Origin of the sequence: Symbiobacterium thermophilum IAM 14863, assembly GCF_000009905.1 — a bacterium.
Taxonomy (GTDB): Bacteria; Bacillota; Sulfobacillia; order Symbiobacteriales; family Symbiobacteriaceae; genus Symbiobacterium; species Symbiobacterium thermophilum.
This window is the reverse complement of record NC_006177.1, coordinates 2,604,379-2,629,849: the sequence shown is the minus strand read 5'-3', so window position 1 is coordinate 2,629,849 and position 25,471 is coordinate 2,604,379. Positions and strand designations below refer to the sequence as shown.

General features: G+C 70.1%; 20 protein-coding genes and 1 pseudogene. 19 read left to right on the top strand and 2 right to left on the bottom strand.

What is annotated here, in order from left to right; translation table 11 throughout:
* Window positions 1-70 precede the first annotated feature (70 nt).
* The 5 genes from STH_RS19185 to STH_RS12130 all read left to right on the top strand — a co-directional run bounded on the left by STH_RS19185 (window position 71) and on the right by STH_RS12130 (window position 9,418).
* Window positions 71-1,708, top strand: a complete 1,638-nt coding sequence (locus STH_RS19185) for a chelatase (protein WP_011196564.1) — start codon at window positions 71-73, stop codon at window positions 1,706-1,708.
* The gene (locus STH_RS19760) at window positions 1,705-3,930 is read left to right on the top strand and encodes a VWA domain-containing protein (RefSeq protein ID WP_011196563.1); all 2,226 of its coding nucleotides are present in this window, start codon (window positions 1,705-1,707) and stop codon (window positions 3,928-3,930) included. Before STH_RS19185 ends, STH_RS19760 begins: the two co-directional genes overlap by 4 nt.
* A 116-nt stretch (window positions 3,931-4,046) precedes the next feature.
* On the top strand, window positions 4,047-6,608 hold the full coding sequence (gene recJ / locus STH_RS12140; RefSeq protein ID WP_011196562.1) for a single-stranded-DNA-specific exonuclease RecJ: 2,562 nt from the start codon (window positions 4,047-4,049) through the stop codon (window positions 6,606-6,608).
* Window positions 6,609-6,671: 63 nt separating this feature from the next.
* Window positions 6,672-7,184 carry an adenine phosphoribosyltransferase gene (locus STH_RS12135; protein ID WP_011196561.1) on the top strand — a complete coding sequence of 171 codons (513 nt, stop codon included), beginning with the start codon at window positions 6,672-6,674 and terminating at the stop codon, window positions 7,182-7,184.
* Window positions 7,185-7,210: 26 nt separating this feature from the next.
* Complete coding sequence (locus STH_RS12130) at window positions 7,211-9,418, top strand: RelA/SpoT family protein (protein ID WP_011196560.1); 2,208 nt, start codon at window positions 7,211-7,213, stop codon at window positions 9,416-9,418.
* Window positions 9,419-9,494: 76 nt separating this feature from the next.
* On the opposite strand, the gene STH_RS12125 is transcribed toward STH_RS12130, so the two are convergent.
* Complete coding sequence (locus STH_RS12125; RefSeq protein WP_083766095.1) at window positions 9,495-9,989, bottom strand: HXXEE domain-containing protein; 495 nt, start codon at window positions 9,987-9,989, stop codon at window positions 9,495-9,497.
* Between the two features lie 177 nt (window positions 9,990-10,166).
* Between STH_RS12125 and pepF the strand changes: the two genes are divergently transcribed.
* From pepF to STH_RS12105, 4 genes and pseudogenes are all read left to right on the top strand, one after another.
* Complete coding sequence (gene pepF / locus STH_RS12120; RefSeq protein ID WP_011196558.1) at window positions 10,167-11,960, top strand: oligoendopeptidase F; 1,794 nt, start codon at window positions 10,167-10,169, stop codon at window positions 11,958-11,960.
* A gap of 263 nt (window positions 11,961-12,223) precedes the next feature.
* Window positions 12,224-12,355, top strand: a pseudogene (gene scfA / locus STH_RS19500) (six-cysteine ranthipeptide SCIFF); the annotation flags it as partial.
* Window positions 12,356-12,517: 162 nt separating this feature from the next.
* Window positions 12,518-13,930 (top strand): thioether cross-link-forming SCIFF peptide maturase, encoded by a 1,413-nt coding sequence (gene scfB, locus STH_RS12110; protein ID WP_242654538.1) that lies wholly within the window; start codon window positions 12,518-12,520, stop codon window positions 13,928-13,930.
* Window positions 13,931-13,986: 56 nt separating this feature from the next.
* Window positions 13,987-14,892, top strand: a complete 906-nt coding sequence (locus tag STH_RS12105) for a serine hydrolase (RefSeq protein ID WP_011196555.1) — start codon at window positions 13,987-13,989, stop codon at window positions 14,890-14,892.
* Between the two features lie 360 nt (window positions 14,893-15,252).
* On the opposite strand, the gene STH_RS12100 is transcribed toward STH_RS12105, so the two are convergent.
* Window positions 15,253-15,777, bottom strand: a complete 525-nt coding sequence (locus STH_RS12100) for a DoxX family protein (RefSeq protein ID WP_011196554.1) — start codon at window positions 15,775-15,777, stop codon at window positions 15,253-15,255.
* A gap of 263 nt (window positions 15,778-16,040) precedes the next feature.
* Between STH_RS12100 and dtd the strand changes: the two genes are divergently transcribed.
* From dtd to aspS, 10 genes are all read left to right on the top strand, one after another.
* Window positions 16,041-16,490: a D-aminoacyl-tRNA deacylase gene (dtd, locus tag STH_RS12095; RefSeq protein WP_043714042.1), complete on the top strand. Its 450-nt coding sequence runs from the start codon at window positions 16,041-16,043 to the stop codon at window positions 16,488-16,490.
* 95 nt (window positions 16,491-16,585) lie between these two features.
* Window positions 16,586-16,900: a hypothetical protein gene (locus STH_RS12090; protein ID WP_011196552.1), complete on the top strand. Its 315-nt coding sequence runs from the start codon at window positions 16,586-16,588 to the stop codon at window positions 16,898-16,900.
* A gap of 125 nt (window positions 16,901-17,025) precedes the next feature.
* The gene (locus STH_RS12085) at window positions 17,026-17,646 is read left to right on the top strand and encodes an MBL fold metallo-hydrolase (protein ID WP_011196551.1); all 621 of its coding nucleotides are present in this window, start codon (window positions 17,026-17,028) and stop codon (window positions 17,644-17,646) included.
* A 113-nt stretch (window positions 17,647-17,759) separates the two neighbouring features.
* Window positions 17,760-18,194, top strand: a complete 435-nt coding sequence (locus tag STH_RS12080; RefSeq protein WP_011196550.1) for a MarR family winged helix-turn-helix transcriptional regulator — start codon at window positions 17,760-17,762, stop codon at window positions 18,192-18,194.
* A gap of 71 nt (window positions 18,195-18,265) precedes the next feature.
* Window positions 18,266-18,637: a hypothetical protein gene (locus STH_RS12075; protein WP_011196549.1), complete on the top strand. Its 372-nt coding sequence runs from the start codon at window positions 18,266-18,268 to the stop codon at window positions 18,635-18,637.
* Between the two features lie 63 nt (window positions 18,638-18,700).
* Complete coding sequence (gene hemZ / locus STH_RS12070) at window positions 18,701-20,281, top strand: coproporphyrinogen dehydrogenase HemZ (protein ID WP_011196548.1); 1,581 nt, start codon at window positions 18,701-18,703, stop codon at window positions 20,279-20,281.
* A gap of 12 nt (window positions 20,282-20,293) precedes the next feature.
* Window positions 20,294-21,178, top strand: a complete 885-nt coding sequence (locus tag STH_RS12065; protein ID WP_011196547.1) for a diacylglycerol/lipid kinase family protein — start codon at window positions 20,294-20,296, stop codon at window positions 21,176-21,178.
* A gap of 373 nt (window positions 21,179-21,551) precedes the next feature.
* Window positions 21,552-22,292, top strand: coding sequence for a peptidase E (locus STH_RS12060; RefSeq protein ID WP_011196546.1), 741 nt, complete (start codon window positions 21,552-21,554; stop codon window positions 22,290-22,292).
* Window positions 22,289-23,587: a histidine--tRNA ligase gene (gene hisS, locus STH_RS12055; RefSeq protein ID WP_011196545.1), complete on the top strand. Its 1,299-nt coding sequence runs from the start codon at window positions 22,289-22,291 to the stop codon at window positions 23,585-23,587. The genes STH_RS12060 and hisS overlap by 4 nt, the downstream gene beginning before the upstream one ends.
* Window positions 23,584-25,386, top strand: a complete 1,803-nt coding sequence (aspS, locus tag STH_RS12050) for an aspartate--tRNA ligase (protein WP_043714041.1) — start codon at window positions 23,584-23,586, stop codon at window positions 25,384-25,386. Before hisS ends, aspS begins: the two co-directional genes overlap by 4 nt.
* Window positions 25,387-25,471 lie beyond the last annotated feature (85 nt).

Below are 25,471 nucleotides of genomic sequence, written 5' to 3'. Positions count from 1 at the left end.
GAGGGAGTTTCTTCCCAGGGTTTGGTTACACTAACGGGGACTGATCGCTGCGACGTTCGGGGGGTATGACATGGAATCCGTTTTCGGCCTGGTGCGGCATCCCGGCAACGATGCGCTCTTCCGGGCCGTCGAGATGTCGCTGGTCTCCACCCTGGCCGGAAGGCCCCTGCACATTCACGCCGAGGGGCTCAGGGGCACCGGCAAGACGACCATCATGCGGCGGGTGCGGAAGGCGCTGCCCCGCATCCGGCGCATCCGGGGCTGCCTGTACAACTGCGACCCGTCCGCCCCCCACTGCCCCGTCCACCGGGGCCTGAGCCCGGAGGAGGTGGCGGCGCTGGGGGAGGAGCGGGTGCCGATGCCGTTCCTGGAGATCTCCCACGCCGCCAAGATCGGCACGGTGGTGGGCTCCATCGACCTGAGCCGGCTGGTGAGCGCCACCCATCCCGAGGCGGCGCTGCTGCCCGGCACCATCCCCCAGGCGCACCGGGGCATCCTGTTCGTGGACGAGATCAACCGGCTGGCCGAGACCTCGCCCGAGCTGGCCGACGTGCTGCTGGACGTCATGGGCACCCGGCCGGGGCGAGTCCAGATCGAGGAGACGGGCCTGCCGCCGGTGGAGCTGCCGGTGCTGGTCTCGGTGTGGGCGGCCTCCAACCCGGACGAGGAGCCGGGCCCCCTGGAGGAGATCCGCCGGCAGCTCAGCGACCGGTTCGACTTCGCCATCTACACCGACCGGCCGTCGGACCCCGAGGTGGTGGAGCAGATCCTCGCCGCCGCCGAGGCCGGCGAGGCCCGGCCGCCGCGCATCGCCGATACGAAGGCCGAACTGTGGCGGACCCGGCTGACCCTGCGCACCGCCGATCTGCGCCAGGTGACGATCCCGCCCGGCATCCGCCGGCAGGTGGCCGCGCTGTACAGCCAGTTCGACCTGGAGTCGTTGCGGGGGGTGGAGGCCATCCAGGCCGGCATCCGGCTCTCCGCCTGCCTGGACGGCCGCAGGGAGGTCCAGCCGGAGGACCTGCTGCGGGTGGTTCCCATGGCTCTGCGCCACCGGGTGGATCCGGAGCTGCTGCGGCGGGTGACCAGCTACCTGGCCGAGGGGCTGGCGCCCGCGGAGACGCCGGCGCCCTTGGCGGCGGCTTCCGGCGGTCCGGCGACGGCCCCGGGCCGCACCCGCTTCCCCGGCCTCTCCTTCGGCGGCGTGCTGGCCGAGCCGGCCCGCCCGCTGCCGGCCGGGGCGGAGCCGGGAACCGGCCGGCCGTCGCCGGGAGCGGCCGCGGGGACGGGGCCCGGTCCCGACGGGCGCGCCGAGGGGGTTACGGGAGCCGCTCCCGCTCAGACTGCGGCATCCGCGGCAGGCACCGGCCCGGCTCCGGACCCCGGGCCCGCCGGAGGACCACCCACGGGCCCGGACGCCGGCACACGTTCCGGAGATCTGCAGGCGGCCGGCTCGCGCGGGCCGGTGGATCCGGGGACCGGGGCCGCCCGCCTGGCATCCGGCGCCGGCGCGCAGCCGGGAGAAGGGACGCACGGAAGAGCGGGAGGCTCGTGGCTGCACCGGGCGCTGGCGCGGCTGCGCGTGCGGCCCTCGCTGCCTGATCCGGCGACGCTGCCGCCGCAAGCGCCGCCCAACCCCGCCAGGCCGCTGAGCGCGCTGGCGCCCGAGGACTGGGTCCGCACCGAAGAGGAGCTGGGCCACCCGTGACCGGGCAGGGCAAGCCGCCTGCCCCGGGGTGGGCGGCCAAGCTGACCCGCGCCCTGCGGGAAGGGCGCGGGGTGCGGCTGGGTGAGGCGGCGGTGGTGAGCCGGGGCCTGCACGTGGTGGAGCTGCACGATCCGGGCCGGGTCGTCATCCTGCGGGGCGTCGACTTCGGACAGGCCGCGTACGGGCTGGCCGAGCCCGGGCAGGTGGTGCACATCGACGTGTTCCACGCGGTGGCCGACGTCGATCACCGCACCGTCGCGGCGGCGGTCCGGCGGGCGCTGGAAGGGCTCCCCGCCCCGCCGGGTCCCGGGCCCGGCCGGCTGCTCGCGGACTACTTCGACGTGGGGACCGCCACCGGCGGCGGCCGGCTGACCAGCGCCATGGACCGGATGGCCAACCGCTCTGCCAAGGCGGCCCACCGCAACCACGTCCACCTGGCCGGCCTGCTGCCGGACCGGGACCTGGCCCTGGTGTGGCGCATCGTCGCCGCGGTGGAGGCCGCCGTCCTGGCGCAGGGGGTGGAGCTGCGCCGGATCGACCGGCTGGTGCACCGGTGGGGCGGCCTGCGGCCCGGCGCCGACGCGGACCTGAGCCGCTATTACGGGGACAACCTCGACTCCTACATCAACCGGGCGCCTGCCGGCGGGCCGCCGGGACGGGGGGCGGGGCCCGGTTCCTCCGGCTGGCGGGGCAGGCGGGCCCCGGCCGCGCCGAGCCTCGGCGGAGCCGCCCGCCCGGCTGACAGGGCCCCCGGCGCCGCTCCCATGAGCGGCGGGCCGGACAGCCTGAGGGGGAGTTACCCCGGCGCCGGTTCGGACGTCGGCGGCCCGGACGGCCCGGGGGGTGCGGCCCCGGGAGTCGTTCGGGGCGGCGGAGGACTGGACGGATCCGGGGGCGAGGGGACGGGCGCCGTTCGGGGAGGCGTCGGACGGGGCAGCTCAGGGGGCGGGGCCCCGGGGGCCGGCACGGCGGGCGTCGGTTCGGCACGGGAGCCGGTCCCGGGGTCCGGCACACGGGGGACCGGAGACGGCTCCCCAGCGGGTGATCCGGACGCCGGCACCGGCCCCGGCCCCGCCCCGGAGGAGCGCGCCGCCCGCGCCCTGCGGGAGGCCCGGGAGGCCGAGCGGATGCTGCAGGCGCTGACCCTCGCCCGCAGCGTGGGCTCGCCCGACGACCTGGCGCGCGTCCTGGAGGACCTGGACCGGGAGAAGGGGTGGGCGGCTCTCTACCACGGCGAAGGCAACCAGGCGCCGTTCGTCCTGCGGCAGCTGGAGGAGGCCGGGCTTATCCGCCGGGAGATGCGGGGCATGCGGCTCACGCCGGAGGGGAAGGAGCTGCTGGCGTTTCTGCGCAGCCGGCTCAGGGACGTGAAGCTGCGCTTCCGCAAGCTGATCCGGCGGGTGCCCGGCCGCAGCGCTCCGGGGCTGCGGCGCCGGCGTCCCGGACAAGGGACCCCTTCCCCGGAGGTGCGCTACGGCGTGATCAGGGGCGCGGCGCCCGCCGAGCCCGGGGCCTGGCTGGGCGACCTGGCCGTGCCGGAGACGGTTCTGGCGGCCATCCGGCGCGCCTGGCTGGCGCGGGCCCGCCGGTCCGCCGCGGGCGCCCCGGCGGAAGGGCCGGTCCCCATCCGGCTGGAGCGTAGGGACGTCCACGTCCACCTGCGGTCGGCGGAGCAGTCGCTGGACATCTGCCTGCTCATCGACGCCAGCGCCTCCATGGCCGGCCGGCGCATCCTGGCGGCCAAGCACCTGGCCCGGCACCTGCTGGTCTCCACGCGCGACCGCATCGCTGTGATCGCCTTCCAGGAGCGGGACGTGCGGGTCTACGTGCCCTTCACCCGCAGTTACAGCGCCGTGGAGGACGGGCTCGCCCGCATCCAGCCGATGGGGCTCACGCCGCTGGCGCACGGCCTCATCCGTTCCATGGAGCTGATCCACAGCGCGCGGGTCCGCAGGCCGCTGCTGCTCCTGATCACCGACGGCATCCCCACCGTCCCGAAGTGGTCCGTGGATCCGCTGGCCGACGCCGTCGAGGCCGCCCGGCAGCTCCGGGCGCAGCGGATCCCCTTCACCTGCATCGGGCTCCAGCCCTCCCGCCGGTACCTGGAGCAGCTCGTCCGGCAGGCCGGCGGCACCCTGCACGTGGTGGATGAGCTGTCGGAGGAGTCGCTGATCCGCATCGCGCACCACGAGCGGCAGAGGCTGGCGCCGCACGTCCCGTGACGCGGCAGGGATCGAACGCGACCGTCTCGAAAAGAGAAGGGTCCGAACGATCATGTGCCCCCCGTCAGCCGCTCGCTGCGGGGGGCCGCACATGGTTTGCAGGGAGTGAACGCGGGGTGGCGCGACCCTACCGACCCAAACGCTGGCGGCCGGAGCCGGCGGACCCGGCCGGCGCCCGGCTCCTTTCCCGGCAGCTCTCGATCTCGCCCGTCACCGCGCAGGTGCTGATCAACCGCGGGCTCACCACGCCCGAGGCGGCCCAGGCGTTCCTGACGCCGGGGCGCGACCGGATCCACGATCCCTTCCTCCTGAAGGACATGCGGGAAGCCGTCGACCTGATCCGGGCGCGCCTCCGCTCGGGCGGGCCCATCATGGTCTACGGCGACTACGACGCCGACGGGGTGACCGCCACGGCCACGCTCCTCCTGGCCTTGCGCGCCCTCGGGGCGGAAGTGGCGTATTACATACCGGACCGCTTCCGCGAGGGGTACGGCCTCAACGCCGGGGCGCTTCGGTCCATCCGCGCGCGCGGGTACGACTTCATCGTGACGGTCGACACCGGCGTCGCCGCCGTGGCCGAGGCGCAGGTGGCCCGGGAACTGGGCATCACCCTGGTGGTCACCGACCACCACGAGCCCGGCCCGGTGCTGCCCGACGTGCCGGCCCTGGTGAACCCCAGGCGGCCGGACTGCACGTATCCCTTCAAGGGGCTCGCCGGGGTGGGGGTCGCGTTCAAGCTGGCGCTGGCCCTGGGCGCCCCCAACGCGTGGGACCTGCTGGACATCGTGACCCTGGGCACCGTGGCGGACATGATGCCGCTGGTGGACGAGAACCGGGCCATCGTCCGGGAGGGGCTGTCCCGCCTGGGCGCGACCCATCGGCCGGGCCTGCGGGCGCTCATGCAGGTTGCCGGCGTGCAGCCGCCCGTCACCGCCGGGCACGTCGGATTCGCCCTGGGGCCCCGGATCAACGCCCTGGGCCGCATGAGCTCGGCGGAGGCCGGGGTCGAGCTGCTCCTGACCGAGGATCCGGCGCGGGCCGAGGAACTGGCCCGGCGGCTGGACGAGGAGAATCGGGCCCGGCAGGAGATCGAGGCGGCGATCCTGGAGGAGGCCCTGGCCCAGGCGGCCGCGCTGCCGCCGGAGGAGCGGGAGTATGCCCTGGTCCTGGCGGGCGAGGGCTGGCACCACGGCGTGGTCGGCATCTGCGCCTCCCGCGTGCTGGAGGTCTACCATCGGCCGACGATCCTGCTCTCCATCGAGGGGGACGAGGTTCGGGGGTCCGCCCGGTCGATCCCGGGGTTTCACATGCAGCGGGCGCTGCTGCAGATGAGCGAGCTGTTCACCCGCTTCGGCGGGCATGCGGCGGCGGCGGGCCTGAGTCTGAGGGGGCGGGACCTGGTGCCGGAGCTGCGCAGGCGGATGAACCGGCTGGCGGCCGAATGGCTGCGGCCGGAGGACCTGGTGCCCGAGCAGCGGGTCGATGCCTTCGTCGCCCTGGACCAGATCGACGAGGGGCTGATCCGGGAGCTGGAGGCCCTGGAGCCCTTCGGCCTGGGCAACCCGGCGCCGGTGCTGGCGACGGACGGGCTGCAGGTCGTGGACGGCCGGGCCATTGGCCGGAACGGCCAGCACCTGAAGCTGTTCCTCCGGCCCGACGGCGACGGGGCGGCGGCCCCCGTGGAGGCGGTGGGCTGGAACATGGCGGTCGCCATGCCCGAACCGGGCCGGCGGATTGCGGTGGCCTACGAACCGGAGATCAACACCTACATGGGCCGCAGCCGGATCCAGCTGGTGCTGAAGGACATGAAGCCGGCCGCGGGCGGAGAGCCCTTCCGCCTGACCGACGCCCACTGCCTGGCCTGGGATCCGCTCTCCCCCTCGGTGAACGGCGCCCCGGCCGGCTTTCCGGTGCACGTTGTCGACGCCCGGGGCGGGCGGCTGGCCGGCCTGCTGGCGGCGATGGCGGGGGCAGGCCCGGCTCCCGGCGCCAGGGAGGTGGCGGCGGAGATGGAGGACGAGTGGGGCGCTGACGGCGAGGAGGCGGACCCCAAGCTCCTTTACCTGGCAGCGCTCTGCCGGCCGGCCGAAGCCCGGGCGCTGGTGCTGACGGCGAGCCCGTGGGCCGCGGCGGCGCTCGCGGACCGGTTGGAGCGGCTCGGCCCGGAGACCCGCCGCACGGTGGCCCTCTGGCTTCCGGGGGAACCGGAACCCGCGGCCGGTCGCCTGGTGGTGGCCGCCCACGGCCAGGTGGCCCGGGGACCGTACAGCGACGTCGTCCTCTGGCATCCGCCGTACGCGGCGGTCGGATACCCGGCCGAGCGGCTCCACCTGCTGTGGGACGAACAGGACTGGGCCCTCGCGGAGGAATGCCTGGGTTGGCCGTGCCCCGACCGGGACGTGCTGGTGCATCTGTACAGGCTTCTGCAGACCGGGGAGGCGAGCCCGTCGACCCTGGCGCGGCGGCTGAACGAGGTTCCCGGACCGTGGAACCGACTGCGCTACGAGAGCGGCCTGGCGATCTTCCGGGAGATCGGGCTGCTGGACGGCGCAGGGCGGCTCTGTGCGGCCCGCGGCGTGCGCTTTGACCTGGAGGCGAGCCCGCGCTATCGGCGGGGCCAGGAGGTCCGGGCGCTGCTCGCCGCACGGCAGACGTTTCCGGGTTCTGCATCGGCCTGAGTCACAAGTGTTGGCCGACGGCGAACCAGGCAATATAATTGATGTATGAGGGGGCTAAGATTGATGGATTTCAAGTCGAAGATCCGCACCGTAGACGATTTCCCCAAGCCCGGGATCTCGTTCAAGGATATCACGACCCTGCTGAAGGACGGCGAGGCGTTCCACGCCGCGATCGAGACCATGGCCGCGCACTTCGAGCCGCTGGGCATCAACATGGTGACGGGCCCAGAGGCTCGTGGCTATATCTTTGCGTCCGCCCTGGCTTTCCGGCTGCGGGCCGGCTTCGTGCCCATCCGCAAGCCGGGCAAGCTGCCGTGGAAGACCCGCAGCATCTCGTATCAACTGGAGTACGGCGAGGATAGGCTGGAGGTACACGAGGACGCCTTCCAACCCGGACAGAAGGTGCTCGTGGTCGACGACCTGCTCGCTACGGGCGGCACGATTCGGGCCACCATTGACCTGGTGGAGTCGCTGGGCGCCAAGGTGGTCGGTGTCGCCGTGCTGATCGAGCTCTCGGACCTCGGCGGCAGGAAGCGGTTGGAAGGCCACGATGTGATTTCGCTGGTCCAGTTCTGAGAACCGACGACAGGCGGGACAGGGGGGTGACAGCCGTGATCGATATCCAACCGCTCTTGGATAAGGTGCGCTCGTACAACCCGACCGCGGATGTCGCCCTGATTGACAACGCCTTCGCGTTCGCCAAGCAGGCGCATGAAGGCCAGTGCCGACGATCGGGGGAGCCGTATATCACGCACCCGATCGCCGTTGCCGAAATCGTGGCCTCGCTGGAGCTGGATGAGGAGTCCATCGCCGCCGCCCTCCTGCACGACGTGCTGGAGGACTGCGGCGTGAAGTACGAGGAGCTGGAGGAGCGGTTCGGCAAGGAGGTCGCCACGCTGGTGGACGGGGTCTCCAAGCTGGACCGGCTCCAGTTCACGTCGCGCGACGAGGCGCAGGTGGAGAACCTGCGCAAGATGTTTCTCGCGATGGCCAAGGACCTGCGCGTCATCCTGATCAAGCTGGCGGACCGGCTGCACAACATGCGCACGCTGAAGCACCAGCCGTCGGACGCGCAGGTGCGCATCGCGCAGGAGACGATGGACATCTACGCGCCGCTGGCCCACCGGCTGGGGCTCAGCGAGATCAAGTGGGAGCTGGAGGACCTCGCCTTCCGCATCCTGGAGCCCGACCGCTACCAGGAGATGGCCTACCTGGTGGCCCGCAAGCGGCAGGAGCGGATGGCCATCACCCAGGACCTGATGGACCAGCTGCGGGAGGTGCTGGAGAAGGAAGGGATCCAGGCGGAGATCTCCGGCCGCCCGAAGCACTTCTACTCCATCTACAAGAAGATGTACCGGCAGGGCAAGGACATCTCGCAGATCTACGACCTCATCGCGATCCGGATCATCGTGGAGGAGGTCAAGGACTGCTATGCCGTGCTGGGCATCATCCACAGCCACTGGAAGCCGCTGCCGCTCCGGTTCAAGGACTATATCGCCACGCCCAAGCCCAACATGTACCAGTCGCTGCACACGACGGTAATCGGGCCGCACGGCGAGCCCTTTGAGATCCAGATCCGCACCCGCGAAATGCACCGCACCGCCGAGTTCGGCGTGGCGGCCCACTGGTCGTACAAGGAAGGCAAGACCGACAAGGAGTTCGACCGGAAGCTGCAGTGGCTGCGGTCGCTGCTGGAGTGGCACCAGGAGATCCGCGACGCCCGGGAGTTCGTCGAGTCGGTCAAGGTGGACATCTTCTCCGACCAGGTCTTCGTCTTCTCCCCCAAGGGGCACGTGTTCAGCCTGCCTGCGGGCGGCACGCCCCTGGACTTCGCCTTCGCCGTCCACTCCGACATCGGGTACCGGTGCGTCGGGGCCAAGGTCAACGGCAAGATCGCGCCGCTGGACACGGCGCTGAAGAACGGCGACGTGGTGGAGATCCTGACCTCCAAGCAGTCGCCGGGCCCCTCCATCGACTGGCTGAAGATCGTCAAGACCGCCTCGGCCAAGAACAAGATCCGCCAGTTCTTCAAGCGGGAGCGCCGGGAGGAGAACCTGGCCCGGGGCAAGGAGATCCTGAAGGGCGAGGTACAGAAGACCGGCATCGAGCCGCACGAGCTGATGCGGGACGAGTGGATGGCCGAGGTCTGCCGGAAGGTCAGCGTCAAGGACGTGGACGACCTCTACGTGGCCATCGGCATCGGCTCGCTGAACGCCGCCTCCGTGGTCTCCCGGCTGCGGGAGATGTACGAGAAGGAGAAGCGGGCCCAGGAGCCGGCCGCGCCCGTCGAGATCGAGAAGAAGGACTGGTCCGGTTACGGCAAGGCCTCCAACGGCATCCGGGTCAAAGGCGTGTCCAACCTGGTGGTGCGGCTCTCCCGGTGCTGTACCCCCGTCCCCGGCGACCCGATCATCGGTTACGTCACCCGCGGCCGCGGGGTCACGGTGCACCGCATCGACTGCCCCAATATGGAGGACCTGGCCAAGGACCCCGACCGGCTGATCGAGGTGGCCTGGGAGGAGAACTACCAGACCACCGCCCCGGTGGAGGTGCAGGTGACGGCCCTCGACCGCTCCGGGCTGCTGGCGGACGTGGTCTCCATCATCGCCGACGCCCGGATCAACATGCTCTCCACGTCCAGCCGGGCGAACAAGTCGAAGATCGCCACGTTGGACCTGGTGTTGGAGATCCGCGACGCGCAGCAGCTGCAGTACGTGATGAACAAGATCGGCAAGGTCCGAGACGTCATGCACGTCGAGCGCGTGGTGCGGGAGCGGCGCGGGAAGGCTGCGCGGGCCAAGCAGGCGTGACGTGTCTCCCCCAAGACCAGGCCACAGAACAACGCCGACGCAGAACGCGCCGGCGTCTTTACCTTTCTTGCCTCCGTCAGAGGGCGATCATCAGCCCGAAGAGGGCGGCCAGCATGCCGATGCCCATGAGAGGACTGGTCTTCCAGGTGGTCGCGGTCAGCAGACGTTGGGCTCTCAGCATGCGAAACGCGGCCACCGTGTAGGGCAGAAACACCAGCACCGCGGTGATCACGCCCGGAGTGTACATCCTGAGCAGGAGGGCCTGCCCCACGTGCGTGATGACGTTGACAAACAGGGTCAGTACCGTGGCGACATAGAGGTTCAGGCTCAGTCCGGGCTGACACGCTCGGGCTGCGGACCAGGCGATCACCCCGTACACGACGGTGGCCAGGGCGACGACGAGGCCGAACTTCCCGGGTTCATAACCCATCGCCTCGACGACGGGTTCGAAAGGCGTGCCCGCGATCAGCAAGAGGTTCTGCTCCACCCAGGCCCGCGCCAGAAACACCTCCTCCAGATCGTGGACCAGGAAGACCAGCGGGCCCAGCCAGAAGAGGGTTCTCCGTGTCATCCCGCTCACCTGACCTCCATGACATCCCTGTGGAGCAATCACCAGTTTTCTTTGCCATACGATGCATGATCCCCTGCTTCGCTCATCCGCACCTGCGCCTCGCCCCCGGGAAGGTAGCCCCCATTCAATGGCGAATACTTCTACCGACGCCAAGGCCAAAGGAAGGAGTAGTGTCGCGTGCGACTCCGCCGAAACGAGGTTCCTGTGGAGCTGACCTGGAACCTGCACGACCTGTTCCCGTCCCACGAGGCCTGGGAGGCCGAAGGGAAGGCGATTGAGGCCGACCTGCCCGCGGTCACCCAGTACAAGGGCCGCCTCGCCGAAGGGCCGGCGACGCTGGCCGCCGCGCTGAAGGCGTTCGAAACCTTGCTTGAACGGATGGTGCGCTGGGGGACCTACGCCAACCTGCTGGCGAGCGGTGACGGGTCGGATCCCGAGAACCAGGGGATGCTGGCCAAGGCCTATGCGCTGCAGGCGCAGTTCATGGCGGCGACGGCCTTCATCAAGTCCGAGATCCTCGCGCTTCCCGAGGGGCAGGCGGCGGCGTGGATGGCGGCCGACCCGGAGCTGGCGGTCTACCGGCCTGCGCTGGAGCAGGTCCTGATCGAGCGGCCCTACAAGCTGCATCCCCAGACCGAGGAGGCGCTGGCCGCGCTGTCCGAGGTCAGCGAGGCCCCGTTCATCATCTACGAGCGGGCCCGTTCCTCTGACATGACCTTCGAGCCCATCACCGCCCCGGACGGGCGCAGCCTGCCGGTGTCGTTCTCCCTGTACGAGGACGAGCTGGAACTGTCGGCGGACACGGCGGTCCGGCGGGCCGCGTTCGACTCCTTCACCCGGGGGCTGAAGGCGTACCAGAACACCCTCGCCGCCACCTTCGCCACCGAGGTGAAGAAGAACATCGTCCTGTCCCGGCTGCGGGGGTACGAATCGGTCACGCACATGCTGCTGGCGCCGCACCGCATCGACCACGGGGTCTACCACAACCTGCTGGACGTGATCCAGTCCGAGCTGGCCCCGCACATGCGCCGCTACGCCCGGCTGCGCAAGCGGGTGCTGGGGCTGGACGAGATGCGCTACTGCGACATCGAGGCGCCGCTGGACCCCGGTTACAACCCGCAGGTGACGCGGGAGGAGGCCGCCAACCTGATCCTGGACGCCCTGAGCGTGCTGGGGCCCGAGTACCGGGCGATCATCGAGCGGGCGTTCAATGAGCGCTGGATCGACTGGGCGGACAACGTGGGCAAGCAGGCGGGCGCCTTCTGCACCTCGCCGTACGGGGCCCATTCGTACATCCTCCTGACGTTCACGGGCCACATGCGCTCGGCGTTCACCCTGGCGCACGAGCTGGGCCATGCGGGCCACTTCGAACTGGCCAACCGCCATCAGCGGCTGCTGAACGTGGAACCGTCCCTGTTCTTCGTCGAAGCCCCGTCGACCATGAACGAGGTGCTGCTGGCGGACCACATCCTGAAGGGCACGGATGACAAGCGCATGCGGCGGTGGGTCATCACGCAGCTCCTGATGACCTATCACCACAACTTCGTCCGCCACCTGCTGGAGGCGGAGCTGCAGCGGCGGATCTACGCCCAGGCCGAGAAGGGCGTTCCCGTTACCGCGCAACTGCTTTCCGAGACGAAGGGGGCCATCCTGGAGCAGTTCTGGGGCGGCGAGGTGGTCATCGACGAAGGCGCGAAGCTCACCTGGATGCGCCAGCCCCACTACTACATGGGGCTCTACCCGTACACCTACTCCGCCGGCCTCACCTGCGGCACCCTGATGGCGCAGCGGATCAAGGAGGAAGGGCAGCCGGCGGCGGAGCAGTGGGTGGAGGTGCTGAAGCTCGGCGGCAGCCTGCCGCCCATGGAGCTGATGGCCCGGGCCGGCGTCGACATGACCAGCCCCGAACCGATCCGCAAGGCGATCGCCTACGTCGGGTCGTTGATCGACGAGCTGGAAGCGTCTTTCTGAGCTGGACGGAACGGAGGCGGCGGAACCACGACGGGGTGGTTCCGCCGCCTCTGCGCGGGTTCGGGGGCGGGTCCTGCGTGGGCAGGGGCTGGCGGCCGCTGCAGGCTGGTGCCGTGCGGCCGTCCTGGAGCGGTTCGGGGGCAGCCTCCGGCGCGGGGGTAGCCCTTTCGTGCTATTTGCGAATGGATCGTTTGTACTACGCAGCTTCAGACCTGCAAAGGTTATACTAGGAAGGTGTAATCCAAGCGATTGGAGGGTTTTCCTTGGCCAGGCATATCCGCACCCTGTCTGCGCCGCGGCTGCAGACGACGGTGCAGTTCGCGGGCTGCACGGACTGCGCTGTCTCCTGCCAGTCGGCCTGCAAGACCTCCTGTACCGTGGGTAACATCGTCTGCTCCGTCAGCAGCCTGACGAGCCCCGCGGCTGAGCAGGTCCGGATTCACGAGGCGACCAGGCGGTAGGGCAAGGGGCCGGGCGGATCGCCCGGCCCTTCTTCTCCGACGGGCGGGGCTCGGCGGATGACGATTCGGAGGGATACGACTGGGAGGGACGCCACCGTGCAGCACGGGGAGATCCATCGTTTCGAAATGCAGGGCACCAGGCTGGTGCTCGATGTGCATAGCGGCAGCCTGCACCTGGTGGATGACGTGGTGTGGGACCTGCTGGAGTACGGCCCTGAGGGGCCCGACGAGGCCGGGCTGGAGCGCCTGCGGGCGCGCCACGGCGCGGCCGGGGTGGAGGAGGCCCTCGCGGAGATCGCAGAACTCAGGGCGCAGGGGCTGCTGTTTGCCCCGCCGCCCGAGTGGGAGCCGGTCATGCCCAAGCCGGGCGACCCGCTGCGGGCGATCTGCCTCAACGTCGCCCACGCGTGCAACCTGAGATGCACCTACTGCTTCGCCGACGACGGCACCTACGGCGGCCCCGTGAAGCTGATGCCGTTCGAGGTCGCCCGGCAGGCCGTGGACCTCCTCATCCGGCTGAGCGGTCCCCGGCCCGTCTGCGAGGTCGACTTCTTCGGCGGCGAGCCGCTGATGAACTGGAAGGTCGTCCGGGAGACCATTGCCTACGCCCGGGAAGCCGGGCGCCGGGCCGGCAAGGCCTTCACCTTCACTCTGACGACCAACGCCACGCTGCTCACCCCCGAGATTCTGGACGAGCTGGACCGGGAGCAGGTCAGCCTGATCCTGAGCCTGGACGGCCGGCCCGAGGTGCATGACGCCAAGCGGTCGGGCTCCAGCCGGAGGGTCGAGGAAGCGATCCGGATGGTGCTGGAGCGGCGGGCCCCGGGCGGGAAGCCCGTATGGGAGTACGGGGCGGCCCAGGGCGCCACGGGCCGGGGCGCGTACGCGGTCTTGCGGGGCACCTACACCGCGGACAACCTGGACTTTGCCGAGGACGCCCTGTACATGGTGGACCGGATGCACTCGCCCTACTTCTCGCTGGAGCCGGTGGTCGCGACGCCCGACGCTCCTTACGCGCTCCGGGAGGAGCACCTGCCGCGGCTTCTGGCCGAGTACGAGCGGCTGGCCGCGGAAGTGGACCGGCGGCGCCGGGAGGGGCGGCCCATCACCTTCCACCACTTCGCGGTGGAGGCCGAGACCGGTCCCTGCCTGCCCCGTCGGGTGCAGGGGTGCGGCGCCGGCGTCCAGTACCTCGCGGTGACCCCCGAGGGCGACCTCTACCCGTGCCACCAGTTCGTCGGACGGGAGCGGTTCCGCCTGGGCAACGTGGCCGAGGGCGTCGTGGAGAAGGAGCTGCAGGCCCGGCTGGCGGGCTGCCACATCTACACCAAGGAGTCCTGCCCCACCTGCTGGGCCCGCTACTACTGCAGCGGCGGCTGCCACGCCAACGCGGACCTGCTGAACGGCGACATCTTCAAGCCCGAGTCCATCGGGTGCGCCCTGACGAAGAAGCGGGTCGAGTGTGGCCTCTGGCTGAAGGCGCAGGCGCTGCTGGACACGGGGGACTAGCGCCGCGGGCCGGATCGCTTTCACCCGGGCGGGCAACCTACCTGTGGTGATGGCTGGTGAATGGCAGGGCATGGCACCGGCGGCTCCCCTGGCTGGCCCTCGGGTTGGCGGGCCTGCTTGCGCTGGCGCCGGTCACCGCGGCGGCCCCGGGCGGGCCGTCCGTCCTGCGGGTGCCGGACGACGCGGCCGACGTGGTGCGCAGGATCGAGCGGCTGACCCGGTGGGCGCCGGGGGTGGTCAGCGTCTGGTACTACGACCTCTCCACCCACGAGACCTTCGGGGTGCGGGCGGACGAGGTGTATACGGCGGCCAGCACGGTCAAGGTGCTGATCGCCAATTACCTCTACCACCTGGCGGCGACGGGGCAGGTGTCGCTGGACGAGCCGCTGGCCATCCGGGCGGTGGACTGGAAGGACGGATCGGGCATCCTCAACGGCGTGCCGGACGGGACCCGGCTGCCGCTGCGGGAGGTCGCGCGCCTGATGCTGGTGCACAGCGACAACACGGCCGCCAACGCCCTCATGCGCAGGCTCGGCGTCCAGCCCATGGTGCAGTATTACCGCAGCCTGGGCATCCGGTACGGCACCCCCCGGATGCACACCCCGGGGGAGCTGTGGGAGGGGAACCGCATCGCCCCCGAGGATCTGGGCATCGTCCTGCGCAATATCTGGGAGGCGGCCCGACGGTCCCCCGAACCCTGGGAGGAGCTGCTGGGGTTCATGCGTGAGTCCAGGTCCAAGGGCCGGATCCCGGCCGGACTGCCTTCCCACGTGCCGATGGCGAACAAGACGGGGTCCAAGGGGACGTCCTTTCACGACGCGGCCCTCGTCCTGGACCGGCGCCCCTACGTGCTGGTGGTGATGACACAGGGCATGACGGCGCGCCAGGCCAGCCACTACATCGCCGCCGTGTCCCGGGAGGTGTGGGAGTGGCATGTGCGCCGGGGCGTCCGGCGTCCGTGACCGGTCCGGAAAAGCCTGAAAGCCCGCCGGAGCGGCGGGCTTTCGGGTTATCCAAGGGGCGGGTGAGGGCAGGGTGCGTGTGCTGCCGCGTGTGGCGGATCTGCTGCATGATCGGGCCGGGGATGCTGGGGGAAGGGCGGATTCGCTGCGAGGACGGGGGTGTCTGGCTGCGGCGAGCGTGGGGATTGGGTAGGACGTCCGGGGCAGATCTGCTGCGGCGAAGATGGGGGTTCGGCAGGACGTTGGGTTCAGGTCAACTGCGGGGACGGTGGCCAGCCACGGCTGCGTGAGGGCGGTTACGGTGCTGCGGGGGCGGAAGCGGCTGCGGCGTCGGGGCTGCGTCGGCGGGATGCGTGGGTCCTAGGCTCGCTGCGCTGCTGCGTTGCCCTCACCGGGCAGGATGCGTGCAATTGCCTTGCGCCAGACAGGCCGGAAGTAGTAGTCGATGCCGATGTAGCCGGCGTAGGCGCCTCCCAGGCTGACCAGGATGAACTGCAGGATCAGGTAGTTGGGGTTGGTGCTGATGGTGCCGCTGAGCAGGAAGGCGAAGTTCATGACCATGCCCATCGTTGCGGCGAAGATCGTGGCGAAGCCGAGGATGAGCGCCAGGCCGACGAGGAACTCGCCCCAGGGAATCAAGAAGTTGAACAGGCCGACGTTGGGAAGGGCGAACCCTTCGAGGAAAGCTGCCCACCAGCCCTGGACGACCGGCTTGGCACCCTCGGCGGCGGGGACTGCCTTCGCGATGGCTCCCTTCAGGAAGCCGCTGGCGTCGAATCCGTCGACGATCTTGTGCCATCCGGCGACCAGCCACTGGTAACCGACGTACAGGCGAATCACGAGCCAGATCCAGCTGCTCTTGGGCCCCTGGAAGATGTTCGTCATAAGGCCATCCCTCCTGCGGTTCTTTGGTTGGGGTGGCAGATCGTCTGTATCGTCTCGGGGTCGTCGGCTGTTTGCGATTTGATAGTACAATGAGAACGTTTCTCAGCCAATCCGTTGAAGAATCCATTGGAGGAGTAGTCTGAACGGTCTACCGGCCGGGCGCGCACCGTCCGTCGGATTAGGGCGCTGCCACAGGCCCGGGAGGAGTTCTTCGGGCAGGGAGCGTATCCCCCGGATAGCAACCGAGTGAGGAGGCAGTGATCTTGCGGGCAGTCGTGCAACGGGTCAGCCGCGCCCGGGTCACCGTCGGAGGCGAGGTGGTGGGCCAGATCGGCCCCGGCTACGTGGTGCTGCTGGGCGTGTCCCGGGAGGACGACGAGGCCGCGGCGGACTACCTCGCCGAGAAGGTCGCCGGGCTGCGGGTCTTCGAGGACGAGGAAGGCAAGATGAACCGGTCGATTCAGGAGGCTGGCGGAGCGGTCCTGGCCGTCAGCCAGTTCACCCTGTACGGCGACGTGCGCCGGGGCCGGCGGCCCGGGTTCGACCGGGCGGCGCGCCCGGAGCAGGCGGAGCCGCTGTACCGGCGGTTTGTGGAGCGGCTGCGCGCGCTGGGGCTTCACGTGGAGACCGGCCGGTTCCAGACGCATATGGAGGTGGAACTGGTCAACGACGGGCCGGTCACCATCCTGATCGACTCGGAGAAGACGTTCTGATCCCGCTCACTGAGAGGTAAAACCTTACAGATCTATGGCCTGTCCGGTTCGTCTCCGGTACCATTAAGAAAAGGGTACAGCGGAGGTGGATCGGTATGGCACCCTGGACCGACGACCTGGTCTACCGTGTTCAGGCCCTGGCCGAACTGGCTGACGACCTCCACAACCGTCTGGCCCAAGTGGAGGCAGGCCTGGAGCGGCAGCGGGCGGAAAGCGCCCGCCTCTGGGCCGAGCACCGGGAGGTGGTGGCCGAGATGCGCGCGGCCCTGCTGCCCCTGAAGTCGCGGATCGGCTTCGTCGAGGGGCGGCTGGACGGCAAGAAAGAGACGGCCAGCCTCCTGATCAGCTCATTCCTTTCGGCCGTGGCCGTCCTCGTGTCGGCGCTCCTGGGCATCCTCAACCTGCAGTGACGTTCCGCGGCATCAGTGCCGCCACGCCCCGACTTGCGTCGGGGGCCAAACCGCCTATACTGGAAGTAGAGACGGCAACACCTGCCGGGACCTCGTCGTCCCGGCCTCTTTATGGAGGAAGGCCCATGCAGCTGTGGCACCGCGCCCTCGGCGCGTTCATGGCCAACTGCTACATCGTCGCCTGCGGCGAGACCCGCCAGGCGCTCGTGATCGACCCGGGCGTCCCGGACCCGTGGATCCAGTCCTGCGTCATGGAGAACGACCTGACCGTGGTCGGCATCGTCCTCACCCACGGCCACCTGGACCACATCGGCGGGGTGGACTGGGTGAAGGGGTGGAGCGGCGCGCCCGTCGCCATCCACGAGGCCGACGCCGACTGCCTGACGAGCCCGGCCCGCAACGGCAGCCTCTACTTCGGCATGACCGTTCAGGCCTCCCCGGCGGACCGGCTCCTGCGGGACGGCGACGAGGTGGAGGCGGGCGGGCTGCGCTTCCGGGTGATCCACACGCCCGGCCACAGCCCGGGCGGCATCTGCCTCTACCGGCCCGGACATCTCCTCGCGGGCGACACGCTCTTCGCCGGGTCCATCGGGCGCACCGACCTGCCCGGAGGCGACTACCACACGCTGATCCAGTCCATCAAGGAGCGGCTGCTCACCCTGCCTCCGGATACCGCGGTCTACCCGGGGCACGGCCCGTCCACGACCATCGGCGACGAAAAGGCCTACAACCCGTTCCTGGCGTGAGCGTGACGGTGACCGCCTTCTCGCGCGTCCTTGACACCGGTTTCCGGTTACGGGTATAATCCGGACAATCAAAAAATGTTAACGATGTGAATTTCGGGCCCGGAGGTGTTCGAATGGAGTCTGCCCGCATCGAAGCCTATCTCCCGAAGCTGGAGGCCTCGTTCGACAACATGGTGCGTGTGATGACGGCGGCGACGACGGCCTACCAGGAGGTAGCTCCGGGACCGCGAATGTCGATGAGCCAGATGATCGTGCTGAAGGCCCTGAAGGCCCGCGGGCCGCTGCAGGTGACCGAGGTGGCCAACGAGCTGACGGTCACCCTCAGCGCGGCGACCGGTCTGGTGGACCGGCTGGTGAAGGCGGGGTTCGCGGAGCGGGAGCGGGACCAGCGCGACCGGCGGGTGGTGTGGGTGAGGATCACCCCCGAGGGCGAGCAGGCCCTGGAGGCGGCGATCCAGCGCCGCAGGGCCGCCTTCCGCGAGATGGTGAAGAACCTCACCGAAGCCGAGTTGGAACAGCTCTGCGACATCCTCGGCCGGATGGGGTAACCACTGGGAGGACTTGAACAAAAGCAAATAGAATATGTAGGACCATCGCTTGAACTGTGGGGGGTTCGCATATGGTCTTAACCGTCATCGGGCTCGCCCTCCTGGGTGCGGCCCTGCTGTTGCCCAACGTCCTGGCGCTGCGCCTGGCCTTCGCGGGCGCGGCGGAGCGTGAGGCGGCCCGGGTGGAGGCGCGCGCCGCGGCTCGCCGGTCCGGCGGGCAGGCCGCCGCGCGCGTGCGGGTGCGCATCCCCGCACCGCGCCTGGTGCGGCGGGGGTACCTCTGGAAGGCCCTGAGCCCGCTCCTCTTCGCGCTCTCCGTGATGTTCGGCATCGCGGTGGGCGGGACGACCGGCTACGTCCTGATGGGCCTGGGTCTGCTCAACCTGCTGTTCGGGCTGTGGGGCTGGGACGAATACGTGCCGGGCCATACGGGCAAGCGTTAATAGCGGATGAAACTGCGGACGGGGGCCGGGCGAGAGCCACGGCCCCCTTTGAGGTGAGAGCGCATGAGCGGGATCCTGCTCCGGGGCAACAGCCCCGTTTTTGCCAGCGACCTGACCCAGATGGGACACGTCTTCTTCCCGGGGGAGCCCTTCGCGGTCTGGGTGCCGGGAAGCCCGGAGCCCGCCGGCGGGGATGCCGTGTGGCAGGTGGATGTGACCGCGCGGCCGGGCGGCGCGCCGGCTGCCGACCCCGGCGCGGATGCAGCCGTCCCCCTGCCCCCGGCCGCCCGGCCGTGGCGGGTGGTCGTCACCGCCCGCGGCCCCGGCGGCTCCCGCCGCGCGGAGGGGGAGCTGGTCCAGGGGGCGGAGGAGAGCCCCCGCACCTTTGAGCACCGGCTCCGCCGGCTGGCCAAGGGGCTGCTGGTGGACGCCCTCGCGCCGCTGGCGGGCTTCCGGCCCAAGTGGGGCATCCTCACCGGCGTGCGGCCCACCAAGCTGGTCCACCAGATGCTGGACGAGGACGAGCCGGACCCGGTGGCGCGCCTTACCGGTGAGTTCCGGCTGGCGCGGGAGAAGGCGGAGCTGGTGACCGGCGTCGCCCGGCTGCAGCGGCCCTTCCTGGGGCGCGACCCCCGGGCGGTCTCGCTCTACATCGGGATCCCGTTCTGCCCGTCCATCTGCTCGTTCTGTTCCTTTTCGATCTATCCCATCAACCAGCACCGGGATCAGATCTCCCCCTTCCTGGAGGCCCTCGGGCGGGAGATGGCGATCATCGGGCAGGCGATCCGGGACCTGGGGCTCCGGGTGGAGTCCATCTACTTCGGCGGCGGCACGCCGACCAGCCCCCGGGATGAGGACTTCGCCTGGATGCTGCGCACCGCCGCGGAGACCCTGCTCAAAGGCCAGTCCCCGGCGGAGTACACCATCGAGGGCGGACGGCCCGAGACGTTCAACCGGTACAAGCTGGACGTGATGGCGGCGCACGGCGTGACGCGGGTCAGCGTCAACCCCCAGACCACCGTGCAGGCCACGCTGATGCACCTGGGCCGCATCCACACGGTGGAGAAGTTCTACCGGGCCTACGACCTGGTGCGGTCCCATCCGGCCGGCTTCACGGTGAACACGGACATCATCATCGGTCTGCCGGGGGAGGGCCCCGCCGAGGTGCACCACACCCTGGAGGACATGCGCCGCCTGGCCCCCGACAACCTCACCGTGCACACCCTGGCCGTCAAGCGGGGCTCCCGCATCCACGCGGCGGGTGCGGCCGGCGAGGTGCTCCGGGCGCTCACCCCGGCCGAGGCCGAGGCTCTGGTGCAGGACGCGGCGGAGACTGCCCGGGCCATGGGCCAGCGGCCGTACTACCTGTACCGGCAGAAGTTCATGGTGGGCTCCCTGGAGAACGTGGGCTACGCCCTGCCCGGGAAGGAGTCGCTCTACAACATCCAGATGATGGAGGAGCGGCAGACCGTCATCGGCCTGGGCGGCGGCGCCACCTCCAAGTGGTTCAAGCCCCTGGGAGAGGGGCGGGGGTGGCTCCTGAAGGCGCCGGCCAACCCCAACGACCCGCAGGCGTACGTGGAGCGGGTCGAGGAGCTGGCCCGGCGGAAGGTCGCGGAGCTCAGGCTGCTCTACGGCGAGTAGGGGGTGGCGCGCATGGCCTTCCGGCGCATTGCGGTCATCTACAATCCGGCCTCCGGGCGGCCCCGGGAGCGGGAGGAGCCGCTGGCCCGGCTGGCGGCGCCCCTGCGCGCAGCCGGCTGCGAGGTGGCCATCTGCCCCACGGCGCGGCCCGGCCACGCGACCGAGATCGCGCAGGCGAGGGCCGGGGAAGGGTACGACCTGATCCTCGCCCACGGCGGCGACGGCACCATGAACGAGGCGCTGCAGGGGGTGATGGGCACCGGGGCGGCTCTGGGCTTCTGGCCCGGCGGCACCGCGAACGTGCTGGCCGCCGAGCTGCACCTTCCGCACCGGCCGGAGGAGATGGCCAGGCGGATCCGCGACGGGCGGACCGCGGAGGTGACGGTGGGCCGGGCCAACGACCGGTACTTCCTGCTGATGGCCGGGGTCGGCCTGGACGCGGCGGTGGCCGGTTCGGTGGATCCCGAGCTCAAGCGCCGGTTTGGGAAGGCGGCCTTCTTCGTGGCCGCCATGCAGTTCATCTGGCGGTGGGAGCTGGCGCCGTTCGTCGTGCACCTGGACGGCGAGCCGCCGGTGGAGGGCCGGTTCGTGGTGGCGGGCAACGCCCGCTCCTACGGTGGCGGCTTCCAGTTCACGCCGGACGCCTCCCTCACCGACCCTGACCTGGACGTCTGCATCTTCACCGCAGAGGCGGTGGGAGACTACCTGCGCTACGTCTCGGCCGCGCTGGTGGGGCTGCACCGGAACCTGCCCGGGGTGATCTACCGCAAGGCGCGCAGGGTGTCGATTACGGCGGCCGCCGAACACGCCCCCCTCACCCAGGTGGACGGCGAGGTCATCGGCAGCCTGCCGGTGACCCTGGAGTCGATTCCGCGGGCCCTGAGACTTTTGGTTTAGGGTATTGACAGCCCGTGGCCAGAGAAGTAGAATCCAGGATCAAAGGCGATGACAGGGAGCAGGGCTCCGCACGGGCCCCCTGCAGAGAGCCGGCCCTCAGGCTGAAAGGTCGGCGGGAAGGCGGCGGAGCCGGACACCCCCTCGAGCTGCGCAGTCGAAGGCCGCGCAGGCACCACGTGCCGCGGCGGTTGCGTAGGCTGCGCCGGAGACTCCCGCCGTTATCAGAGGGAGGGGGCTTCGCTCTCCGGGCGACGGCCCTGCCAAGGGGATGCCTGCCCGCAGGTGGGCATCAACGTGGGTGGCACCGCGAGCGCATGCGCTCGTCCCATGCGGGACGGGCGCTGTTTTTTATCCCGACAAGGAGGGGGCACGGATGAAGCAGATTGTGGCGATGGGCGGCGGCGGCTTCTCCATGGAACCGGAGAACCCGCTCCTGGATCGGTACGTGTTGGGCCTCACCGGCAAGGCCCGGCCGAAGGTCTGCTTCCTGCCGACGGCCAGTGGCGACGCGGAGGGCTACATCGTCAACTTCTACCGGGCGATGACCCAGCTCGGCGCGGAGCCGACGCATCTCTCGCTCCTGCGGCCGACGGTGCGGGACATGGCCGCCCTCCTGCTGGTCCAGGACGTGATCTACGTGGGCGGCGGCAACACCAAGAACATGCTGGCCCTGTGGCGGGAGTGGGAGCTGGACCAGGTGCTGCACACCGCCTGGGAGCAGGGCATCATCCTGGCGGGGCTGAGCGCCGGCTCCATCTGCTGGTTCGAGCAGGGCGTGACCGACTCGATCCCCGGCGAGCTGACCGCCCTTCCGGGGCTGGGTTTCCTGAAGGGCAGCAACTGCCCGCACTACGATGGCGAGCCCGAGCGCCGGCCGGCCTACCATCGGCTGCGCAAGGCCGGGGTGCTGAGCGACGGCATCGCGGCGGACGACGGCGTGGCCCTGCACTACGTCGGCGAGCACCTGTTCAAGGTGGTCTCCTCCCGGCCCGGGGCCAGAGCCTACTGGGTCTACGCCGTAAACGGCGAGGTGCGGGAGGAGCCGATCGACCCGGTCTACCTCGGGGAGAGCGAGCCCCTCACAACAACCGGACGAGGAGAGGATCGAGCGTGAGCATCCAGGCGCCGCGGGGATTCAACGACATCCTCCCGGGCGAGCAGTACGGTTGGCGGGACTCCTACCGCTGGCAGCGGCTGGAGGAGATCTTCCGGGAGGTCGCGCGGCTGTACGGCTACCAGGAGCTCCGGCCGCCGATGGTGGAGTACGTGGACCTGTTCATCCACGGCGTCGGGGCGACCACCGACATCGTGACCAAGGAGATGTTCAACATCACGCCCCGGGGCGACGACCCGGACGCCCGCCGGATGGCGATGCGGCCGGAGTTCACGGCCGGGCTGGTGCGGGCCTGGCTCGAGAACGGCCTGTACAACAACCCGCAGCCGACCAAGATCTTCGCCTACGGTCCGGCGTTCCGGTACGAGAACGTGCAGAAGGGCCGGTTCCGGGGCTTCCACCAGCTGGACGTGGAGGTCTTCGGCGCCCAGGATCCGGCGGTGGACGCCGAGGTGATCAAGCTGGGGCTGGACGTGGTGGCCCGGCTGGGGCTCACGGGCCTCGTGGTCTCGGTCAACTCCATCGGCTGTCCCCAGTGCCGGCCCCGCTACCGGCAGGCCCTGCAGGACCACTTCCGGCCGCACCTGGGCGAGCTGTGCGAGGACTGCAACACGCGCTTTGAGAAGAACCCGCTCCGGCTCCTGGACTGCAAGCGGGACGCCGACCACCCGGCGCAGCGGACCGCCCCGGTGACGCTGGACTACCTCTGCGACGACTGCCGGCGCCACTGGGAGGGCCTGCTGAGCCACCTGGCGGCCATGGGGATCCCCTACCAGATCGACACCCGCATCGTGCGGGGGCTGGACTACTACACCAAGACCGTGTTCGAGGTGCTGCACCCGAAGCTGGGGGCGCAGTCGGCCCTCTGGGGCGGCGGCCGCTACGACGGGCTGATCGAGATCGTCGGCGGCAAGCCCACGCCGGGCGTCGGCTTCGGCATGGGAATGGAGCGGGTGCTGATGGTCCTGGAGGAGGAGGGGCTGACGGCCCCGTTCGCCGACCGGCCCCGGCTGGACGTCTTCGTGGCCACCCTGGGCGAGGCGGCCCGGCCCGTGGGGCTGAAGCTGCTCTACGCGCTGCGGGACGCCGGCCTCTCGGCCGACATCGACTACCTGGGGCGCAGCCTGAAGGCGCAGATGAAGTACGCCGGCAAGCAGAACAGCCGGTACGTCGTCATCCTGGGCGAGGACGAGGTGCGCCAGGGCGTCGCATCGGTGAAGCACATGGACGAGGGCACGCAGGAGTCGGTGCCGCTCGATCAGATCATCTCGCACTTGCGGAGGGCTGAGGCATGAGCGAGTCGATTCAGGGCATGAAGCGTACGGTCTACTGCGGCGAGGTCACCGACGCCCTGGTGGGGCAGGAGGTCACCGTCAACGGCTGGGTGCAGCGCAGGCGTGACCACGGCTCCCTGATCTTCGTGGACCTGCGGGATCGCACCGGCCTGGTGCAGGTGGTCTTCGACGTGGAGGAGTGCGGCGCCGACCTCTTCCGCAAGGCGGAGCAGGTCCGTTCCGAGTACGTGCTGGCCGTGCGGGGCCGGCTGGTCCACCGGACACCGGAGGCGGTGAACCCCAACATCCCCACCGGCCGGTTCGAGATCCGGGCGCTGGACCTGCGCATCCTGAGCCCGGCCAAGACGCCGCCCTTCTACATCCAGGACGACCTGGACGTGGACGAGACGGTCCGGCTGAAGTACCGCTACCTGGACCTGCGCCGGCCGGAGATGCAGCGGAACCTGATCCTCCGCCACCGGGTCACCAAGGCGGTGCGGGACTTCTTCGACGAGCACGGCTTCCTGGAGATCGAGACGCCGATGCTCACCAAGTCGACGCCGGAGGGGGCCCGCGACTACCTGGTGCCCTCCCGGGTGAACCCGGGCAAGTTCTACGCCCTGCCCCAGTCGCCGCAGATCTTCAAGCAGCTCTGCATGGTGAGCGGCCTGGAGCGGTACGTGCAGATCGTCCGCTGCTTCCGGGACGAGGACCTGCGGGCTGACCGGCAGCCGGAGTTCACGCAGATCGACGTGGAGATGTCGTTCGTGGAGCGGGACGACGTGCTGTCGATGATGGAGCAGATGGTCGCCCGGGTCTTCCGGGACGCCCTGGGCGTGGAGGTGCCCACCCCCTTCAAGCGGCTCACCTACGCCGAGGCCATGGCCCGGTACGGTTCCGACAAGCCCGACCTGCGCTTCGGCATGGAGCTGGTGGACGTCAGCGATGTGGCGGCCGGCTGCGGCTTCGGCGTCTTCAAGGGCGCCGTGGAGGCCGGCGGTCAGGTGAAGGGCATCAACGCCAAGGGATGCGGCGGGTACTCCCGCAAGCAGATCGATGAGCTGACCGAGTTCGTGAAGACCTACAAGGCCAAGGGGCTGGCCTACATCGCCCTGGGCGAGGGCGGCGAGGTCCGCTCTTCCTTCACCAAGTTCCTCACCGAGGCGGAGACGGCGGAGATCGTCCGCCGGCTGGAAGGGGAGCCCGGCGACCTGCTGCTCTTCGTCGCCGACCAGCCGGACGTGGTGGCCGCCGCCCTGGGCGCCCTGCGGGTCGAGATGGGCAACCGGCTCGGCCTCCGCAAGCCCGGCGAGTTCAACCTGCTGTGGGTGATCGACTTCCCGCTGCTGGAGTGGGACGAGGAGGAGAACCGGTTCGTGGCGGTGCACCACCCGTTCACCTCGCCCCATCCCGAGGACCTGGACAAGGTGTTCAAGGAGGGGGCCACCCGGGAGGAGCTGGCGGCTATCCGGGCCAACGCCTACGACCTGGTCCTGAACGGCGTCGAGCTGGGCGGCGGATCGATCCGAATCCACCAGCGGCCGCTGCAGAACCGGATGTTCGAGCTGCTGGGCTTCACGCCCGAGGAGGCGCAGGCCAAGTTCGGCTTCCTGCTGGAGGCGTTCGAGTACGGCGCCCCGCCCCACGGCGGCATCGCCTTCGGCCTGGACCGGTTCGTGATGCTCCTGGCCGGGCGGCAGTCGATCCGGGACGTGATCGCCTTCCCGAAGACGGCCAAGGCCACGGACCTGATGACCGACGCCCCCAGCGAGGTGGCGCCGAAGCAGCTGCAGGAGCTGCACATCCGCACGACGGTGTAGCGACAGAAGGGGCTGTCCCGCGGGCACACCGCTCGCTGGAACGGCCCCTTTTTCTTGCGGCGGGCGCATGCAGGTACCCCCACCC

Bases quoted from the DNA above. Each gene is read 5' to 3' on its own strand.
- hemZ (WP_011196548.1), top strand. From the start codon at position 18,701: ATGAGCGGGATCCTGCTCCGGGGCAACAGCCCCGTTTTTGCCAGCGAC.
- STH_RS12100 (WP_011196554.1), bottom strand. From the start codon at position 15,777: ATGACGAACATCTTCCAGGGGCCCAAGAGCAGCTGGATCTGGCTCGTG.
- STH_RS12085 (WP_011196551.1), top strand. From the start codon at position 17,026: ATGCAGCTGTGGCACCGCGCCCTCGGCGCGTTCATGGCCAACTGCTAC.
- aspS (WP_043714041.1), top strand. From the start codon at position 23,584: ATGAGCGAGTCGATTCAGGGCATGAAGCGTACGGTCTACTGCGGCGAG.
- STH_RS19185 (WP_011196564.1), top strand. From the start codon at position 71: ATGGAATCCGTTTTCGGCCTGGTGCGGCATCCCGGCAACGATGCGCTC.
- STH_RS12075 (WP_011196549.1), top strand. From the start codon at position 18,266: ATGGTCTTAACCGTCATCGGGCTCGCCCTCCTGGGTGCGGCCCTGCTG.
- STH_RS12080 (WP_011196550.1), top strand. From the start codon at position 17,760: ATGGAGTCTGCCCGCATCGAAGCCTATCTCCCGAAGCTGGAGGCCTCG.
- STH_RS12135 (WP_011196561.1), top strand. From the start codon at position 6,672: ATGGATTTCAAGTCGAAGATCCGCACCGTAGACGATTTCCCCAAGCCC.
- STH_RS12060 (WP_011196546.1), top strand. From the start codon at position 21,552: ATGAAGCAGATTGTGGCGATGGGCGGCGGCGGCTTCTCCATGGAACCG.
- STH_RS12090 (WP_011196552.1), top strand. From the start codon at position 16,586: ATGGCACCCTGGACCGACGACCTGGTCTACCGTGTTCAGGCCCTGGCC.
- STH_RS12065 (WP_011196547.1), top strand. From the start codon at position 20,294: ATGGCCTTCCGGCGCATTGCGGTCATCTACAATCCGGCCTCCGGGCGG.
- STH_RS12125 (WP_083766095.1), bottom strand. From the start codon at position 9,989: ATGACACGGAGAACCCTCTTCTGGCTGGGCCCGCTGGTCTTCCTGGTC.